The organism is Pseudomonas sp. NBRC 111124 (genome assembly GCF_001320245.1).
Taxonomy (GTDB): Bacteria; Pseudomonadota; Gammaproteobacteria; order Pseudomonadales; family Pseudomonadaceae; genus Aquipseudomonas.
Map to the genome: position 1 here is coordinate 34,840 of NZ_BCBA01000107.1, position 16,908 is coordinate 51,747.

At 64.0% G+C, this 16,908-nt stretch carries 17 protein-coding genes; 8 read left to right on the forward strand and 9 right to left on the reverse strand.

The window, feature by feature from the left end:
* The first annotated feature begins 2 nt into the window (after positions 1 to 2).
* Entirely contained in the window at positions 3 to 2,447 is a 2,445-nt protein-coding gene (locus APH28_RS26520; protein ID WP_060513386.1) for a PEP-utilizing enzyme, read from the forward strand.
* Positions 2,444 to 2,767, forward strand: coding sequence for a YceK/YidQ family lipoprotein (locus APH28_RS26525; protein WP_256250257.1), 324 nt, complete (start codon positions 2,444 to 2,446; stop codon positions 2,765 to 2,767). The genes APH28_RS26520 and APH28_RS26525 overlap by 4 nt, the downstream gene beginning before the upstream one ends.
* 16 nt (positions 2,768 to 2,783) lie before the next feature.
* Here APH28_RS26525 and APH28_RS26530 read toward each other — a convergent pair whose 3' ends face one another.
* On the reverse strand, positions 2,784 to 3,404 hold the full coding sequence (locus tag APH28_RS26530) for a LysE family translocator (protein ID WP_060513387.1): 621 nt from the start codon (positions 3,402 to 3,404) through the stop codon (positions 2,784 to 2,786).
* 89 nt (positions 3,405 to 3,493) lie between these two features.
* Here APH28_RS26530 and APH28_RS26535 point away from each other — a divergent pair, with 89 nt between their 5' ends.
* Together APH28_RS26535 and APH28_RS26540 are read left to right on the forward strand one after the other, a co-directional pair.
* Positions 3,494 to 4,510, forward strand: coding sequence for a 5'-nucleotidase (locus APH28_RS26535; protein ID WP_060513388.1), 1,017 nt, complete (start codon positions 3,494 to 3,496; stop codon positions 4,508 to 4,510).
* A 62-nt stretch (positions 4,511 to 4,572) separates the two neighbouring features.
* Positions 4,573 to 5,115, forward strand: coding sequence for an AAA family ATPase (locus tag APH28_RS26540; protein WP_060513389.1), 543 nt, complete (start codon positions 4,573 to 4,575; stop codon positions 5,113 to 5,115).
* A 26-nt stretch (positions 5,116 to 5,141) separates the two neighbouring features.
* Here the strand turns inward: APH28_RS26540 and trbK are convergent, their stop codons facing one another.
* A complete protein-coding gene (trbK, locus tag APH28_RS28465; protein ID WP_082432402.1) occupies positions 5,142 to 5,321 on the reverse strand; it encodes an entry exclusion lipoprotein TrbK in 180 nt (59 codons plus the stop codon).
* Between the two features lie 125 nt (positions 5,322 to 5,446).
* Between trbK and APH28_RS26545 the strand changes: the two genes are divergently transcribed.
* A complete protein-coding gene (locus APH28_RS26545) occupies positions 5,447 to 6,217 on the forward strand; it encodes an SDR family NAD(P)-dependent oxidoreductase (RefSeq protein WP_060513390.1) in 771 nt (256 codons plus the stop codon).
* An 18-nt stretch (positions 6,218 to 6,235) separates the two neighbouring features.
* Here APH28_RS26545 and APH28_RS26550 read toward each other — a convergent pair whose 3' ends face one another.
* Positions 6,236 to 6,685, reverse strand: coding sequence for a GNAT family N-acetyltransferase (locus APH28_RS26550; protein ID WP_060513391.1), 450 nt, complete (start codon positions 6,683 to 6,685; stop codon positions 6,236 to 6,238).
* A 298-nt stretch (positions 6,686 to 6,983) separates the two neighbouring features.
* On the opposite strand from APH28_RS26550, the gene APH28_RS26555 reads away from it, so the two are divergent.
* From APH28_RS26555 to gstA, 3 genes are all read left to right on the forward strand, one after another.
* On the forward strand, positions 6,984 to 8,705 hold the full coding sequence (locus tag APH28_RS26555; protein ID WP_060513392.1) for an ABC transporter permease subunit: 1,722 nt from the start codon (positions 6,984 to 6,986) through the stop codon (positions 8,703 to 8,705).
* Positions 8,706 to 8,714: 9 nt separating this feature from the next.
* Positions 8,715 to 10,016 carry a nitrate/sulfonate/bicarbonate ABC transporter ATP-binding protein gene (locus tag APH28_RS26560; protein ID WP_060513393.1) on the forward strand — a complete coding sequence of 434 codons (1,302 nt, stop codon included), beginning with the start codon at positions 8,715 to 8,717 and terminating at the stop codon, positions 10,014 to 10,016.
* Positions 10,017 to 10,146: 130 nt separating this feature from the next.
* Complete coding sequence (gene gstA / locus APH28_RS26565) at positions 10,147 to 10,752, forward strand: glutathione transferase GstA (RefSeq protein WP_060513394.1); 606 nt, start codon at positions 10,147 to 10,149, stop codon at positions 10,750 to 10,752.
* 62 nt (positions 10,753 to 10,814) lie between these two features.
* Here the strand turns inward: gstA and APH28_RS26570 are convergent, their stop codons facing one another.
* From APH28_RS26570 to APH28_RS26595, 6 genes are all read right to left on the reverse strand, one after another.
* Positions 10,815 to 11,309, reverse strand: a complete 495-nt coding sequence (locus APH28_RS26570) for a DUF1543 domain-containing protein (RefSeq protein WP_060513395.1) — start codon at positions 11,307 to 11,309, stop codon at positions 10,815 to 10,817.
* Between the two features lie 115 nt (positions 11,310 to 11,424).
* Positions 11,425 to 11,802: a hypothetical protein gene (locus tag APH28_RS26575; protein WP_060513396.1), complete on the reverse strand. Its 378-nt coding sequence runs from the start codon at positions 11,800 to 11,802 to the stop codon at positions 11,425 to 11,427.
* 28 nt (positions 11,803 to 11,830) lie between these two features.
* Positions 11,831 to 12,964, reverse strand: a complete 1,134-nt coding sequence (locus tag APH28_RS26580; RefSeq protein ID WP_060513397.1) for a sensor histidine kinase KdpD — start codon at positions 12,962 to 12,964, stop codon at positions 11,831 to 11,833.
* 142 nt (positions 12,965 to 13,106) lie between these two features.
* Positions 13,107 to 14,426 (reverse strand): serine hydrolase, encoded by a 1,320-nt coding sequence (locus tag APH28_RS26585; protein ID WP_060513398.1) that lies wholly within the window; start codon positions 14,424 to 14,426, stop codon positions 13,107 to 13,109.
* A 20-nt stretch (positions 14,427 to 14,446) separates the two neighbouring features.
* The gene (locus APH28_RS26590; protein WP_060513399.1) at positions 14,447 to 16,300 is read right to left on the reverse strand and encodes a DUF1302 domain-containing protein; all 1,854 of its coding nucleotides are present in this window, start codon (positions 16,298 to 16,300) and stop codon (positions 14,447 to 14,449) included.
* Positions 16,301 to 16,472: 172 nt separating this feature from the next.
* Complete coding sequence (locus APH28_RS26595) at positions 16,473 to 16,907, reverse strand: thioesterase family protein (RefSeq protein ID WP_060513400.1); 435 nt, start codon at positions 16,905 to 16,907, stop codon at positions 16,473 to 16,475.
* Position 16,908 lies beyond the last annotated feature (1 nt).

Genomic DNA, 16,908 nt, shown 5'->3' on the forward strand with positions numbered 1-16,908 from the left:
CGATGAGCAAGCCCCTGTTGTACCTGCTGGCCGGCAACGGCAGCGCCGTCGACTGGTGGGACGATGCCCTGCCGCACTTCCGGCACTACCGGGTGCAGGCCCTGGAGCTGCCCGGCTTCGGCGATAACCCCGCGCCGCCCTGCGCCAGCCTGGACGAGTACGCGCATGCCCTGCTCAGCCTGACTGAACGCGGCCACGCAATCATGGCCGTGGGCGTCAATGCGCTGATTGTGCTGCATGCCCTGCAGCGCAGCCCCGGGCACTTCAGCCGCAGCGTGCTGCTGGCCCCGGTCGGCGCCTTCCTCTGGCAGCGGCGCCTGCCGGCACTGATGTCGCCGCTGCCACTGCGCAAGGCCATCCATTGGCTGCTCAGTCACAAGCCGCATTGGTTTGCCGGCAAGTTCTCCAGCCAGCGCTGGACGCCCGCACAATACCAGCGCATGGGCGGCGGATATGCCCGTTGCCGGGCCTTCGTGCCTTCCTGGGAGCAGTTGCGCGCCGATACCGCGCTGCCGCTGCTGGAATGGGTCACCGACCCGGTCGAACTGGTGTGGGGCGACCACGACCGCCTGCTGGGCATCGCCCAGGCCGCGGCCTGGTCAGCGATCCTCGCCCGTGCCGACCTGCGCATCAGCCTGCAACCCGGCTGGGGCCACTACCCGTGGATTGACGCGCCCGCCGAATTCGCCGCCTGGCTGGAGTCTGGCGCTCAAGGTTTCGTTGCCCATACCAAGGGCGGCCGCCTGCAACTGGCGGCGCTCGCCGGCCAAGCCGTGCCCGAAGCCCTCAGCCTCGACGACAGCAACGACCCTCGCCTGGCCAGACTGCTCGCCTCGGCCCCGAATGCCCTATGGGCGGTGCGTTCCTCCAGCTACGGTGAAGACCAGGCCGATGCCGCCAACGCCGGCCTGAGCACCACCTACCTGCGCGTGCCCGGTCACGCCGTTGCGGGCCGTGTCAGCGAACTGCGCGACGCCGGCGTCGAGGAAGTAGTGGTGCAGCGCTTCATCACGCCAACCGTGTCCGGCATCGCCTTCGTACGCCACCTCTCGGTGGAACTGGAGTGGCTCGAAGGCCATCTGGAAGCCCTGGCCGACGGCCAGGCCACCCCCCAGCGTGCGACGCTGTCACGCCTGGGCACCGCCTGGCAAAGCGGCCAGTTCACCGGCCTGCATGGCCTGACAGCCAAAGCGGTCTGGGACTTCCTGCAAGCTGTGCTGAAGGTGTTCCACTATGTGCCCGGCGACATCGAATGGGCCTGGGATGGCCAACAACTGTGGCTGCTGCAGTATCGCCCGATCAGCGAACACGGCTGGCGCCGCCACCTGACCTCGGCCAACATCGCCGAGATCCTGCCGCCCCAGCCCAGCCGCTTCGTCGAATATGCCCAGCGCCGCGCCGCCGCGAGCATACCGGCGATCATGGCGCGCTGGGACAGCCGTGTGCTGCAGGACAACGAACCTTTCACCGCCGTGTTTGGCGGTGCTTCCTACATCAATAACGACCTGTTCCTCGCTCGCCTGGCCGACTGGGGCATCAGCGCCGCCAACTATGCCGGCGAAGTCGGCGGCGCCACGCCCGCCCTGCCCTGGCGCCCGCTGCGCCTGCTGCGTTCGCTGCCGCGCCTGTGGCGCATGCAGCACGCCGCGCGCAGCCACCTGCAAGCCCTGGCCCCGGGGCTGCAACGCTTCGACAAAGAACTGGCACAGCTCCAGGCCGCCGCTGCCGACGGCCAGCAACTGGCGGACTGGTTCAGCCGCTTTTACGTTTTTGTGGTGCAAGGCAACCTGTGCATCGCCACGACCCTGGCCAGCAGCGGTGGCGCCTGGCTTGGCCGGCCGCCGACCGCCTACGACGACCTGCAGCACAGCCCCCACCGCCTGCCATGGGAAACCGACCCCGGCACCCCGCGCCCGGCACCCACCGAGCTACCCCTTCAGCCGATGCCGGCCTGGCCCCACGCCGTCACCCTGGCGCACCGCCTCGGTCTGCCCGGCTTGCGCGGTTACTACCTGCAGGTGCGCGAGTGGTACCGGGACAACCTGATGCGGATCTTCTTCCGCGTGCACCACGCCATGCCTGAGGCCCAGCGTGCCGACTGGTTCGCCCCGCACCCGGACGTGCGCAATCGCGACGGCAGCTTCTGGCAGGACGGCAGCCAGGGCAGCGAACAGGCCACCGGCTTCATGATCTACCCCGGCCAGGTGCAGGGCATTCTGGGCCAGGACATCCTTCTCGAAGACAGCCTCGACCCCGGCCGCCACGCCCAATACCAGGCTGCGCGAGCAGTGATTGCGCGGATGGGTGGGCGGTTGTCCCATGGTTCGACGTTGCTGCGCGAATTGCGCAAACCGTCGGCCGTGCTGCCGCAAGTGAGCAGTGAGTGGCTAGGGCGCGAGGTGCAGTATCGGGATGGAGAACTGCGGCTGGTCGAAGGGCAACCATGATCAACGACAAGGAGCGTGTGACAAAGCTTATGAAAAGGATCGCCCAGTGCCTGGTGCTCACCCTGCCGCTGATGGTGAGCGGTTGCTGGAGTACGCTCATCCATCTCGATGGGGAGCGCTGTGTGTATCCGGGCACGCGCTTTGGCTGGAACTTTGCCACGGAGAACGCTCCGAGTGGCTTGATTGGCCTGATCGACGTGCCCTTCTCACTGGCGTTGGACACGGTGCTGCTACCTTATGACCTGACGGCGTTCCTCCCCGAGGACATGGGTGGCGATGACCACGCGTGCAATCTGGAGGGTTCGATCAAGGTGATGTAGCCAATGCGCTCGCCACTTAACGCTTTGCCAGCGCCAGCCGAGCCGCAAACAGCACGAATACCAGCCCGGTCGCACGGTCCATCCACTGGATGACCTTGTCCCGACGCAACAGCCCCGCCAGCGGCCGTGTCGCGCCAATCAGCAGCATCGCCCACAGCAGGCCGAGCAGCACATGGATGCTGACCAGGCCAAATGTCCAGGCCACCAGGGGCTGGCCTTGGGGGATGAACTGCGGCAGGAACGACACGTAGAAGATGCCCACCTTGGGGTTGAGCAGGTTACCCATCATGCCCTTGAGGAACCAGCTGGCCGCGCGCTGGCCATCCGCCCCGGCGGGTGCCAGCGATTGGCGTGGACGCAGGAGCATGTTGATGCCCAGCCAGGCCAGGTAGCCAGCGCCGCAGTATTTGAGGACGTTGTAGGCAAGCTCTGACACCGCAATCAATGCGCCCAGGCCAAAGGCCACGGCTGCGCCCCACAACAGGCAGCCGGCGTTGATGCCCAGGGCGGCGCGCATGCCCTGCTTACGGCCTTCTACCGTGGCCGTCCTGAGAATCAGGGCAGTGTCCAGCCCGGGAGTCAGGGTCAGCAACGTGGCTGCCAGGGTGAAGGCGATCAGGTTGTCGGCGATGGGCATGCGGATTCGGGCCTTGATGGAACTGGGGCGCAGATTAGCATGGCGTTAGCCTATGATGGTGGTTGGTCCCCGCCTTACCAGGACAGCCCATGCCCTACCCCATCGAACAGAAACTCGTCGTCGGCGTCGCCTCCAGCGCCCTGTTCGACCTGACCGTCTCCGACAACATCTACCAGTCAGAAGGCGTCGAAGCGTATCGCCTGCACCAGGAAGAAAACCTCGATGTGCCCTTCCCCAAGGGCGTGGCCTTCCCGTTCATCCGTCGCTTCCTGAGCATCAACAAGGCCTTCCCCGAGCAACTGCCGGTGGAAGTGGTGCTGCTCTCGCGCAACTCGCCGGAAACCGGGCTGCGGGTGTTCCGCTCGATCAACCACTACAACCTGGACATTACCCGCGCAGCGTTCATGTCCGGTCGCTCGCCGTATGAATACATCCCTGCGTTCAATGCCTCGCTGTTCCTCAGCGCCCATGAAGGTGACGTGCAGCGAGCGATCGATGCCGACTACCCGGCCGGGCTGGTGCTACCGACGAAGATCTACGACGACGAGATCGACACCGAGCTGCGGGTGGCCTTCGACTTCGATGGCGTGATTGCCGATGACGAGGCAGAGAGTGTGTACAAGCAGCGCCTGGATCTGGATGCGTTCCAGGCCCATGAGCGGGATCGCAAGGCCATCCCGCACCAGCCGGGGCCACTGGCAGACCTGTATCGCAAGCTTTCGCTGATTCGCAAACTGGAAGACCGCAAGCTGGTGCAAGACCCGACATACAAGCGGATCTTGCGGATCGCGATCGTCACGGCACGCAATGCGCCTGCCCATGAACGGGTGGTGACGACGTTGAAGAATTGGGGGGTTTCGCCGGATGAGTCGTTCTTCCTCGGCGGGATGGAGAAAGACCGGGTGCTGTCGATTCTCAAACCGCATATGTTCTTCGACGACCAGCGCAGTCACTTGTTCTCGGCTGCGGGCGATCTGCCGATGGTGCATGTACCGTTTGGCATAGCGAACAGAGTCTATGAAGCGCAGGCCGCGAAGAAAGAAACCGTGAATGAAGAGCCACTCGAAAAGGCAACACCTGAAAACCGTTTCGCTGGAGGGGCGTGAGCAATTGTTGGCCAGTGCGCACGGGGATACAATCGCCGGTTTGCTTGCGACAGGAAGTCCCCATGCAACGCATCGTCATCCTCGGTAACGGCGGCAGCGGCAAGTCCACCCTCGCCCGCCTGCTCGGCGACCGCCTTAACGTCCCGGTCATCCACCTAGACAAACTGTTCTGGGAACCCGGCTGGGCCGAGCCAGACGCCGAGCAGTTCCGCGAACGGGTACGCGAGGCAGTGGCCGGCGATGCCTGGGTGTGCGAAGGCAACTATGCCCGCCGCACGTTCGACCTGCGCCTGCCGCGCGCTGAACTGGTCATCTGGCTCGACACACCGCGCCTGACGTGTTTCAGGCGGGTGCTGCTGCGCCTGCTTAGCAACCAGCCACGCCCTGATCGTGCGCAGGGCTGTGAAGAGAGGCTCGACGTTGAGTTTCTAAAGTTCGTGTGGACCTTCGACCGCGGTTATCGGCAAGGTATCGAAGCCGTTCGCCTGAAGGTCGGGCCGCAGGTGCCTGTGCTGCACTTGCGGGGAAAACAGCAAGTCAGGGCATTTCTAGAAGGCTTGCCGGCAGCCAACGGCGAACGGGCATCGATGCTGAAAAGCGTTTGAACATCTTCAAGGCCACTGGGGCGCTTTCACGGGGACTGTCGAGGCATGCACTTCTCGACCAACGTATCCCGATGGGCGTTGCTGGGGAGTGTCTTCAAACGATCGGGCTGGCAGTGCTCATCGGACACCGCATAATGTGAAGAGTCGTCGCCACAGGCCGCCAGCAACGCAGTAATGACAAGCACAAGAACGCATTTGCAAATCATCTGCTCACTCACTCCATTGACCGGCGGAGGTTTGGCAAAAGTGTAGACGCTTGCCAAAAGCGTAGCGCGTCACAGAGCGAGTTCAATGCCAGACTGGAACTCATTTCACTCACGTGAGGTACTGCATGAGCCTGCTACCCAACCTCAATGGCAACGCCAATGTCCTGATAGGCGGCGCAAGCCGAGGCATCGGCCTGGCGCTGTGCAAGGCAATGTTGGCCCGCGATGATGTGGCCACGGTATGGGGCGTCTCCCGCGATGCCAGGGGCAACGACGACCTCGCGACACTCGCCAGGCATCACGGCAAGCGCCTGGTGCTGATCAATTGCGACATGCGTGACGAACAGGCACTCGCCGCATTGGCAACCGAGCTCGGGCATGCCTGCGATCACCTGCACCTGGTCATCAGCACCCTGGGCATCCTCCATCAGGACGGCGCCAAGGCAGAAAAATCATTGGCGCAGCTGGATCTGGCCGGCCTGCAGGCAAGCTTCGCGACCAACGCCTTCGCACCGATACTGTTACTCAAGCATCTGTTGCCGTTGCTGCGCAAGGAACCCGCCACCTTTGCAGCGCTGTCAGCCAGAGTGGGGTCGATCGGCGATAACCGCCTGGGTGGCTGGTACAGCTATCGGGCCAGCAAGGCGGCGCTCAATCAGCTGCTGCACACGGCCAGTATCGAACTGAGGCGCCTGAACCCGGCAGCCAGCGTGCTGGCGCTGCATCCCGGAACTACTGACACGCAGCTATCACGGCCGTTTCAAGGGAACGTGCCAGCGGGCAAGCTGTTTGACCCGGCGTTCGCGGCGCAATGCATCATCGAGCAGGTGGGACGGTTGGGGCCTGCTGACAGCGGCGGATTCTGGGCATGGGATGGGCGAGCGATCGAATGGTGAACCCATCGCCCAACCCACTCAGCGCCACGCTTGTTTCTCCATCGGCTGATAGACCAGCCCGGCAAACTCGCCCACATCCCCCGCCAAGACGAAACCGTAGCTCAGGTACGCGGCCACGGAGGACAAGGAAGCCCTGACGGTTATGACCTCGCTTGTGGCGTGCGCCAGTGCCTCATTCATCAGCTGCGCCCCCACGCCGCGGCGTTGCCATGCAGGCGCCACGAACAGCATCGCGACATGACGGCCTTCCTTAAGCTCAATCAGGCCACAGATTAGGCCATCCGCTTCGCAGACCAGGATCAGGTTATCGCCTTCCATGCGCGCGGCGAACGCTTGCTCGCAAGCCACTTGGGCGAACGTCTCAGCACCCTGCGCGGACAGCGATGGCGCGACCGCCAGCGTGAACGCGTCCAGGCACAGGGCACTGGCGTGGGGTAAGTCTGCGTGGGTGAGTTTGCGTATATACACGGCTGTCATCCTTGAACGTAAGTGAACGCTACTCTCTGTCCCGCTTAGTCGATCAACTCGACATCACCGGACTCACATCCTCACGGTTATGCAACCGTGCGTACATATCAAAAAAGTTATCCATGACCCTCGTGCCTTCACGTGACATTCCATTGCAGACACACGAACCTTATTCGAACAGCGTGGACACTGCCATCTGACCATTCGCTTTGAACACATTGATCTGTCATTCAGCTGAACCATACTGCTGACGTGCCGGCATCCCCCCTTTCCACACCCTGACGTTCGAGACCTGATCATGGCCCGCCTGTTCACCCCGTCGCCAGGCCTGCGTGACGTCGCGCCCAATCGCTGGGACTGGATCCTCCTGCCGCTGGTGCTGGTGCTGCTGGTGCTCGCCGCCTACGGCGCCATGCAGATGAGCAGGCCGTTCGTGGTCGGCGAGGCACTGCCGATTTCCCTCGATCCGGTCAATCTGCCCTACTACCTGATGCGCACCATCTTGCGGATGTTCATCGCGCTGGGCTTCTCGCTGCTGTTCGCCTTCGTCTTCGCCGCGCTGGCGGCCAAGTATCGCGCCGCCGAAAAGGCCATGATCCCGCTGTTGGACGTGCTTCAGTCGGTGCCCATCCTGGGCTTCCAGGCCATCGCCATCGCGCCCTTCATCGCGCTGTTCCCGGGCAACCTGCTGGGCGTGGAATGCGCGGCGATCTTCGCCATTTTCACCTCCCAGGCGTGGAACATGGCGCTGAGCCTGTATCAGTCGTTTCGTACCGTGCCGCCGGAGCTGAACGAGGCTGCGCGAATCTTCCGCCTCTCGGCCTGGCAACGCTTCTGGCGCCTGGAGCTGCCGTTCGCCATGCCCGGCCTGCTGTGGAACATGATGATGTCGATGTCCGGCGGCTGGTTCTTCCTGGTCGCCGCCGAGGCCATCTCGGTGGCCGGGCAGGACATCAAGCTGCCCGGCATCGGCTCGTACATCGCCGTGGCCATCGACCAGCGCAACCTCGGGGCCATCGGCTGGGCCATCGGCGCGATGCTCACCGGCATCCTGCTCTACGACCAGCTGTTCTTCCGCCCGCTGCTGGCCTGGGCCGACCGCTTCCGCTTCGAAGACACCCAGGGCGACACTGCACAGCGCTCCTGGGTGCTTGACTGGGGCCGCCGCAGCCGCTGGCTGAGCGCCCTCGGCGAACGGCTGGCGAAAGCCTTCCAGAGCGCCATGGGCTGGTTCGCCCTGGGTAAGGATGGCACCGCGACGCGCCGCCAATGGCTGCATCTGCCAGCCTGGTGGCCACGGGCCTGGGACATGCTGCTGGTCCTGGCCTGCGCCTTCGCCTTCTTGCGCCTGGCGATGTTCGTGCACCAGGACGTCGGCTGGGGCGAAGCGCTGCACGTGCTTGGCCTGGGCCTGATCACCCTGTGCCGGGTGATGCTGCTGATCGGCCTTGCCTCGCTGGTGTGGGTGCCGCTGTCGATCTGGATCGGCCTGCGCCCACGCTACTCGCAGAAGGTTCAGGCACTGGCGCAGTTCCTCGCCGCCTTCCCGGTCAACCTGCTGTTTCCGCTGGTAGTCCTGGCGCTGGTGCACTTCCAGCTCAGCCCGAACATCTGGCTGAGCCCGCTGATGGTGTTCGGTACCCAGTGGTACATCCTGTTCAACGTGGTCGCGGGCGCTGCGACCATCCCCTACGAACTGCGCCTGGCCGCCGACAACCTTGGCCTGCGCGGCTGGCTGAAATGGAAGCGTGTGTACCTGCCAGCGGTGTTCCCCAGCTTCGTCACCGGCGCCATCACCGCCAGCGGCGGCTCGTGGAACGCCAGCATCGTCGCCGAGTATGTCAGCTGGGGCGACACCTCGCTGGTGGCCAACGGGCTGGGCAGCTACATCAAGCAGATGACCGACGCCGGCGACTTCCACCGCATTGCCTTGGGCATCGGCGTGATGTGCATCTACGTGATGCTGTTGAACCGCTTCTTCTGGCGCCGCCTGTACCTGCTGGCCGAAAGCCGTCGTTGAGGACCTGCCATGAAACCACTGTTGATCGAACTCAAGGGCGTGAGCAAGGCCTTCCAGGCCTCCGACGGCACCCCGCGCACCGTCCTCGAAGGCGTCGACTTCCACCTGCGCGAGCGTGAGATCGTCGCCCTGCTCGGCCGTTCCGGTTCGGGCAAGTCGACCCTGCTGCGGATCATCGCCGGGCTGGTCGGCGCCGACCGCGGCACCGTCAAGTACCACGGCCGGCCGATCCATGGCCCGGTGGGCGGCGTGGCCATGGTATTCCAGACCTTCGCGCTGTTCCCCTGGCTGACCGTGCAGCAGAACGTCGAGCTCGGCCTGGAAGCCCAAGGTGTGATCCCCGCCGAGCGCGAGCGCCTGGCCAACGCGGCGCTGGAGCTGATCGGCCTGTCCGGCTTTGGCGGCGCGCTGCCGCGTGAACTGTCCGGCGGCATGCGCCAGCGTGTAGGCATCGCCCGCGCCCTGGTGATGAACCCCGAAGTGCTGCTGATGGACGAGGCCTTCTCGGCACTCGATGTGCTCACCGGCGAAACCCTGCGCGACGACATGCTCGAGCTCTGGGAAGAACAACGCATCACCACCCGCAGCATCCTGGTGGTGTCGCACAACATCGAGGAGACGGTGATGATGGCCGACCGCATCCTCATCCTCGCCAGCGACCCAGGCCGGGTGCGCTCGGAGCTGCACATCGACCTGCCACGCCCGCGCAATGCCGACTCGGCTGAGGTCCGCGCACTGGTCGACGAGGTCTACGCGCTCATGACCCAGCGCCCCGAAGCCATCGCCGCCGCCGGTGCGCCGCCGGCCGTGGAGCTCGGCTACCGGCTGCCCGATGCCGACATCGCTCGGATGGAGAGCGTGCTCGAACTGATCGCCGGCGAGCCGTTCAACGGTGAAGCCGACCTGCCGCACCTGGCCGAGGAAACCGAGCTGCCCGACGAGGTGTTGTTCCCGATCTACGAGGCCCTCGGCCTGCTCGGCTTCGCTCAGGTGATCGAGGGCGACATACGCCTCACGCGTCAAGGCCGCAATTACGTCAGCGCCCGCCAGGCGCGGCGCCAGGACCTGTTCGCACGCCAGTGCAAGGGCCGCGTGTCGCTGATTGGCTATATCCTCGACAGCCTCCACATGGAGCCCGCCGGCCTGCTGGAAAAGACCGTGCTCGACCGCCTTACGGAGTACATGGACGCCGAGGAAGCCGAGCGCGTGCTCAAGGTGGCCATCGAATGGGGGCGCTACGCCGAACTGTTCGAGTACGACTTCCACACCCGCCGCCTGACCCTGGCGCGGGAAATCATGGATGAGCATTGAGCCCGGCGACCGTCACTTGCCGCTGGTCGCCAGGTTGCGTGAAATCCCGCTTTGGTGTCATAACCAGAGCGCTGCAAGTGCCTCACCTCGCCAGCCGCCACGCGGCTGACCCACTCAATGGGAGACGAAAATGAAGCTCTTCTACTCACCAGGTGCCTGTTCACTCTCGCCACACATCGTACTCAACGAGCTGGACCTGCCGTACACCACCGAAAAAGTCGACCTCAAGACCCACACCACTGCCAGCGGCGCGGACTTCTACACGATCAATCCCAAGGGTTATGTGCCGGCTCTGCAACTGGATAACGGCGAAGTCCTCACCGAGGGCCCGGCCATCATCCAGTACCTTGCCGAGCAAAAGCCCCAGGCCAACCTGCTGCCCCCTGCGGGTTCGCTGGAGCGTGCGCGGGTGCAGGAATGGCTGAACTTCATTGGCACCGAGGTGCACAAGACCCTCTCCGCCCTGTTCAACCCAGCCATCAGCCCAGAGGCCAAGAGCAAGACCCTCGAGACTTTCGGCAAACACCTGGGCTTCGTGGCTAAGGCGTTGGAAGGCAAGGACTACCTGACCGGCAAGACCTTCAGCGTGGCCGACGCTTACCTGTTCACCATCGTCAACTGGGCGCCAATGCTGAAAATCGACCTGTCGCCTTGGCCAGCGGTGGTGCAATTCCAGCAACGCGTCGCCAGCCGACCGGCCGTGCAGAAAACGCTGAAAGCGGAAGGCCTGATCTAACCCGCGCCACGTTCAAGCGGCCTGCCCTACACGGGTTTGAGCCGCTTGCCCGGGTGTCCAGGCTAGGCAAGTACGATGTAATCGTTGCGCTGCACGATCGCGGCGTGAGGCCCTTCAACCAGGTGCACATATCGCCCGCCCACGGCATCGATTGGCAAGCAGTCGTCAATGTCCAGCACCGCATCGGTGTGGGCTTGCGCCCAATGGGACAAGATCTGCCGCTTGCCTTTGGCCCTGGCCTCGCGGCTGTTCCTGGCCACCACCAGCAGATAATGATGCGCTTCACCAAACGTCTGAGACTCGTAGCCACCCAGGTTGATGAAGTAAAGGCGAGGCGCGTCCGGTAACGGCGCCAGCGTGCTGAATTCCACGCGCCAGCCCTCTACGCCATCGATGGCCATCCAGGCGTCGATGTGCATGCCCTTGGGGCTGCCGAACCAGCTTTCACGAAGCTGAGGGTAGGCTTGCTCCAGCGTATCGGCCACGACGAAAGCGACGTCATGCACCTCTATTTTTGCCCGGGGATGTTTACCGCCAAGCAGCACTACGAACAGCATTCGATACCCCTGTCATCACAATCGTATCCTTCGAACAATACCGCCAGAAGGATGAGAACTGCCCTGTCATCGCCAGCCTGCCGCCTGCGGACAAGGCCGAGGCTCAGGCGGAAAATCACGCCGCCCAGGTTTCATGCAGGTGACGCCATAGCACACGACCGCCTTGAAGGCTGAACAGTGCGGTCGAGATCCGGGTCTTGGCATCCTGGCCGGGCAGCCGGTGTGTCTCGCGGTAGCGGACCGCTGCCCCCTCTGGCCACTGCGCCAGGGCTTCCATCTCGGTAAGCTCGATGGTCAACCCCGGCTGGCCACCTGCACGGGTTGCGAACAGGGTGGCCACATCCTGCAGGCTTACCTGCAGGCCGGTAGGCGTGATCATGGAGAAGTCCACTGTGAAGCGCTCGATCATCGCCTCAACCTGGCCTTCGCCTCTGGCGAACAGCGCCTCGATCAGTTCGTGCAGGTCGATGACTTCTTGAAAGTAAGGGTTCATGGCATTCCATTCCTGGGTTGATAGCCGATTATGACTGATCACCCAGGGCCAGGATGACCTCAAATGTCGTCCCTTGCGCTTCGCTCGACTCCACCTCGATTCTGCCACCGTGGCTGGCGACGATTTCCGATGCGATGAACAGCCCAAGGCCAAGCCCTGCCGCAGAACCTCGTTCGCCGGCTGAATAGCTCGAGTAGCGGCCCTCCGGCTTGAACAGATAGGGCATGACTTCAGGCGGGATAGGTTCGCCCGCGTTTTGCACGCTGACCCGTATCACACCCTGTGCCTTGCGCACCGTGACCTTGATCGGCGCCGTCGCATCACCATGACGAAGGGCATTGCCAATCAGGTTGCTGAAAACCTGAGAGATGCGGCCTGGGTCGAATTGACCCGCGACGTGCGCCTGCTCATCCAGGAAGATCCTGGCCTGCGGGAATGCCGTACGCTGTTCGTCAATCACAGCGCGGCAAATGGCATTCAGCTCCACCTGCTGCAAGACCACCGGGATGCCAGTCCCCAGGTTGCAGCGAGCCAGATCGAGCAGGTCCCTGATCAAGCTGTCTGCACGGCGTGCACTGGTACAGACCTGGGTCGCCAGCACCTTGCCTTTCTCGTCCAGCCCCGCCTGCCGCTGGATAAGCTCGCCGGCCATGAGAATGGCGCCCAAGGGCGAGCGCAAGTCATGGCCGAGCACGGCGAGGACCATCTTGCGCGTCGCCTCGACGGCTGATCCATAGGCCGATATGGACTCTGCCAGTGCCTGGTCGATGGCCTCATTGAAACGGATCATGTCCTGGATATGGTTCGCTTCTGCGACTGTTTCCTCGGTAAGCCACAGTGACAGGACGCTGGCGCGCAGTGCCCGGTACTCGGACACCATCTGGTCCATGGAAAACCCGGCGATCAAGCGAGCAACCGCATGGGTCTCAGCGGCGGTATCGCTGGAACTCCGGGGAGCCCTGCCTTGTGCCTTTTCGGACTGCTGGTGCGAGGACTGCGGCGTTCGCATGTCTGCGGCGACCGTGCGTAGCATCTTCTCGGCATGATCCCGCAGGCCCACAGCGTCCTGCTTGGGCAGCTCTGTTTCAACAGAACGCGCGTAGTTCTCCCAAGCCTGGAGGATCTCCTCCATGCCGCTCTCGATGAAACTGGACAGTTGCATAGGGACCTAACCCTGTTTTGAATGACGTTCGAAGAGCCTAGCCCATAAGCGAACGGCGCGATGGGCCGCTGGGCGCCCGTTCCGGAAGATGCTTCGGGGGCCATGGATATCGGCACAAGACCTGTCAGACGCCCCCAGCACCTCAACCCGGCAGGGCTGCCAACACCGCTTCCACCATGCTGCTGAACGCTGCCGGCGAATCAACCACGCGCGCAGGGGCAGCGTTTACGTCGCTGTCGGCACGCGTGGCGCGCCGGGCCTGATCAGCGGTGGCAGACAGCTTCACGATCACCACTTCGCGGCGGGGGTTGATGAAAATTTTCTGACCGAAGCGCCCGCTGGCCTCGACCGAACCGTCACCGTCGTTCTTCTGGTACCAGTAGTTGCGGTAGCCATAGCCAGGGCGCCCTGGGCCGAGGATGCCCTGGGCGAACACCGCCGGGTCCGCAGGCTGGAAGGTGCTGCGCACCGCCTGGTTGAAGCTGTCGCCCTTGGCATCGCGGGCCAGTTCGCGGCGCACCAGTTCGGCGAAGCGAGCGGTGTCGCGAAGGTTGCAACTGATGCCACCGCTGGCCATCTCAGTTCCGAGTGGGTCGACCTGCACATACGCATCGTCCTCGGCAAAACGAGACCACAACCGCTGCTCGACCAGTTGCGCCCAGTTGAGCCCGGTGATGCGCCGCAAGGCCCAGGCCAGCGCTTCCGGTGAGCCGTTCTGGTAGAAAAACGGCGCCTTGCCAGCGGGGCTCGATGCCTGCTGCACCTGCTGGAGGAAGCTGTAGATATCCCCTGGCATGCCCTCGCCCCGCGGTATCAGGCCGGTGGCGGCGAACAGGCCGAGGTCCGGCGGCATCTGGGGTGGATACTGCACCGCCACCTGCATGTCCAGGTTGGCCTGCACGGTCGCTTCGCCAAATGGCGTGCCGCGCAGTTCCGGCACGTAGTGCGCCAAGGTCCGCTGCGGGTCCAGCGCCCCCTCGGCGATCAGCTGGGCGGCAATCAGGCCGGTGACCGACTTGGTCATCGATGCCCAGATATGCGGCTGCCCGGGTTGGAAACCCTCCAGATAACGCTCGTACACCACCTTGCCCCGGTGCAGCACGATCAGCCCGTCGGTGCTGGTCTGCTGCAGGTAGGCGGCCAGGGTCAAGGGTTGGTCGCCAGCACTGAAGGCCACCTGGTCGAGCGCCGCCTCGCTGCCTTCGGTCAAGGCCAGCGGTGTGGCAGCACGGCCGATACCACGGGTGGGCGACACCTCACGGGCGTGGCGCATCGACCAGCGCAAGTACGGTGGCTGAAACGCATTGGCCTGGGTGACACGCAACGCTGGCGCTGGCGGAAACCCTTGCATCACGCCCACCGGCGGCGCACCCACCGCGAGCCCCGGGGCGAGCGCTCCGGCCAGGATCAGGGCAATTCCGGGCAGGTTGGGCGTTGGCTGCTGCATGTTGCGTTTGGACATGGTCCTGCTCCTTGGTGGCATCAGAAATTGGCACCCACGCTGAACGCGACATAATCGCGGTCACCGCGTGTGCCGTAATCGCCGTCGAGATAATCGGTGTAGGCTAGGCTTGCCCAGTACTGGCTGGCCAGGCTGAGGTCCACGCCCAGGCTGATCGAACGCGAGCCTTCGTTGAAGGCCGAGCCGTCAGCGGGTGAGTAACCTTTGACGTCATGGGCCCAGGCCAGGTTGGGGCGAATATCCAGGCCAGGAACAAGGGTCGAGTAGCTCCAGGTCGCGCGCAGTCGGTAGCCCCAGGAAAAGGGCGTGACAAAGCCTTCGCCGTTGCAGTCTCCCGGGCTTTTCGAAATCGCCAGGCACAGGCTGTTGTCAGCCAGTTCACCGTTGCCATAAGCACCGGAGCGACCGTAGCGCGGGCCGAAGCGCCCCTCCAGCCCGCCGACATAGGTCGCCCCCACCTCGCCCATCAGCACCAGCTGGTTGGCCCCCATGACCTGGCCGAACGCTTGCACGGCCGAGATCTGGGCCTGGGTCACTTCCTTGCGCCGGTAACCGTCGTACGGTGTGTCGTCGGTCGCAGGGCGCAGGCCATCGGCGTTCAGCGGGCTGCGACCGGGGGCATTGAGCAGCGACTGCAAGATGTCGTTGCCGTTGAGTTGTACCGGCATGTTCGGCCGGTAACTCAGCTCGCCTTGCACTGCGGTACCGTTGCGCAGGGTGGTGGCGAAGGTGATGCCGTACAGGCGGATGTCTTCGGGGTATTGCGCGCGATACTGCGAAGTCCCCATGCGCAGCGCGCCGGCCAGGGTCTGCCCGTTGCCGGAAGCCAGAAAGGCGCCGCAGTTGGCCAGCGCCACGCCGACATTGCCGCACAGCGCCCTGGCGAAGCCAGTGTTGGCGTAATAGCGGCTGCTGACCGTACCCACGTAGGGAAAGCGGCTATGGTAATTGGCTGCAAACAGGCCGAACTCGGTATCCAGCGGCTCGACGTACCCATGCAGCGAAAAACCCCATTGGCCACTGTTGCGCGCATCCTGGTCGGCCCCTCGCGGCACCCGCACGCCCTCCTCCGTCAACATCACACCGAACGGGGCCAGGGCCTGCGAAACCGCCGGGTTGGTCACCATCTGCCCGCCGACATCCAGGCCGCTGCAGCCTTCAGGCATGAAGTCGTTGCTGGAAAAGAACGTTGCGCAGTTGTCCAGCCGGGTCTGCTCCCAATCCAGTTGATAGAACGCGTCGAATGACAGCGCCTGGTTGAGGTTCTGCGTGACATACACCAGGTTGACCGGCGCCAAGGCGTCTTTCACCTCCGAACCGGGCCGGCGCAGCGCGGCCTGGTTGAATGGATTGACGACATTCAGCCCGCCCTGGATGAACAGGCTTTCCCCCCAATTGACCACCTGCTTGCCCAGGCGCGCCGAACCGGGCTCACCGTCGATATCGTAGAGGGCATAGGTGAAAGCATCGAGCAGCTCTGCGCCAGCCGTTTTCGCCGACTCCTGGCGGTTGTGGTCGTCGATATCGACGGCCCGCTGGCTGTGGTCACGCTGCGCGGTGTCATACCAGTAGGTGCCACGCAGGAACACGCCGACGTTGTCGCGGCGCAACTCCAGGTCGTGGGTGCCTTTGAAGATCGCCGAAAACACATCGCCCGCGCGGTAGTTGCGCCGCCCATCGTTGCCGTTGGCCGCCTGCAACTGCTGCTCGTCGGGGTTGGCGGTGCTCACGGCCGTACCGAACGACAGGGCCGAGTCGAAGCGACCTTGCACGGCGCCTACGTCGAACTGCACACCCGCAACCGGGGTGGCAAGCAGGCAGCACACAGCCGCCAGCGGCGCGTTGCGCCGACAGAATAGAAGGGTTGCGCTCACGCTTTACCTCTTGTTGTTTTATTAGAGAGGGAAATGATGGGTTCAGCGCAGACGCGCCGGCCGCCCAGGCCGGCGGTGTCGGTGATGAGAAGTATCAGGGAGCTTTCACGGCGCTCACAAATAGCGTCTTCAGATCAATGCCATGCCGATTCGTTATGGCCTCCCTGGGCGGTCACAACGGCAGCAGACGTTCGTAGGCGCTGCGCAGCTTGGCGGGAATGGCGACCGGGCGATGACTGCGGCGGTCGACGAAAACATGACTGAAACGCCCGGCCGCACAGGCCTCTGGCTCGCCTTCGACGAACACGGCCAGGTCGTAGTGCACGGAACTGTTGCCCAACCGCTCGACGGCGATGCCCACTTCGATGCGTTGCGGGAAGGCAATGGCGGCGAAATAGTCGCAAGCGGACCCGGCCACATAGGCGACCACCGGGTCGTGGTGGATATCCAGGCCCGCGTGTTCGATCAGCCAGGTATTCACGGCACTGTCGAAATAGCCGTAATAGACGACGTTGTTCACATGCCCATACAGGTCGTTGTCGTGCCAGCGCGTGGTGATCGGCTGGAAGTGGCGGTAGGCGCCGCGCAGCGGGCGCTCCCTGGCCATT

Bases quoted from the DNA above. Each gene is read 5' to 3' on its own strand.
- APH28_RS26520 (WP_060513386.1), top strand. From the start codon at position 3: ATGAGCAAGCCCCTGTTGTACCTGCTGGCCGGCAACGGCAGCGCCGTC.
- APH28_RS26525 (WP_256250257.1), top strand. From the start codon at position 2,444: ATGATCAACGACAAGGAGCGTGTGACAAAGCTTATGAAAAGGATCGCC.
- APH28_RS26530 (WP_060513387.1), bottom strand. From the start codon at position 3,404: ATGCCCATCGCCGACAACCTGATCGCCTTCACCCTGGCAGCCACGTTG.
- APH28_RS26535 (WP_060513388.1), top strand. From the start codon at position 3,494: ATGCCCTACCCCATCGAACAGAAACTCGTCGTCGGCGTCGCCTCCAGC.
- APH28_RS26540 (WP_060513389.1), top strand. From the start codon at position 4,573: ATGCAACGCATCGTCATCCTCGGTAACGGCGGCAGCGGCAAGTCCACC.
- trbK (WP_082432402.1), bottom strand. From the start codon at position 5,321: ATGATTTGCAAATGCGTTCTTGTGCTTGTCATTACTGCGTTGCTGGCG.
- APH28_RS26545 (WP_060513390.1), top strand. From the start codon at position 5,447: ATGAGCCTGCTACCCAACCTCAATGGCAACGCCAATGTCCTGATAGGC.
- APH28_RS26555 (WP_060513392.1), top strand. From the start codon at position 6,984: ATGGCCCGCCTGTTCACCCCGTCGCCAGGCCTGCGTGACGTCGCGCCC.
- APH28_RS26560 (WP_060513393.1), top strand. From the start codon at position 8,715: ATGAAACCACTGTTGATCGAACTCAAGGGCGTGAGCAAGGCCTTCCAG.
- gstA (WP_060513394.1), top strand. From the start codon at position 10,147: ATGAAGCTCTTCTACTCACCAGGTGCCTGTTCACTCTCGCCACACATC.
- APH28_RS26570 (WP_060513395.1), bottom strand. From the start codon at position 11,309: ATGCTGTTCGTAGTGCTGCTTGGCGGTAAACATCCCCGGGCAAAAATA.
- APH28_RS26575 (WP_060513396.1), bottom strand. From the start codon at position 11,802: ATGAACCCTTACTTTCAAGAAGTCATCGACCTGCACGAACTGATCGAG.
- APH28_RS26580 (WP_060513397.1), bottom strand. From the start codon at position 12,964: ATGCAACTGTCCAGTTTCATCGAGAGCGGCATGGAGGAGATCCTCCAG.
- APH28_RS26585 (WP_060513398.1), bottom strand. From the start codon at position 14,426: ATGTCCAAACGCAACATGCAGCAGCCAACGCCCAACCTGCCCGGAATT.
- APH28_RS26595 (WP_060513400.1), bottom strand. From the start codon at position 16,907: ATGGCCAGGGAGCGCCCGCTGCGCGGCGCCTACCGCCACTTCCAGCCG.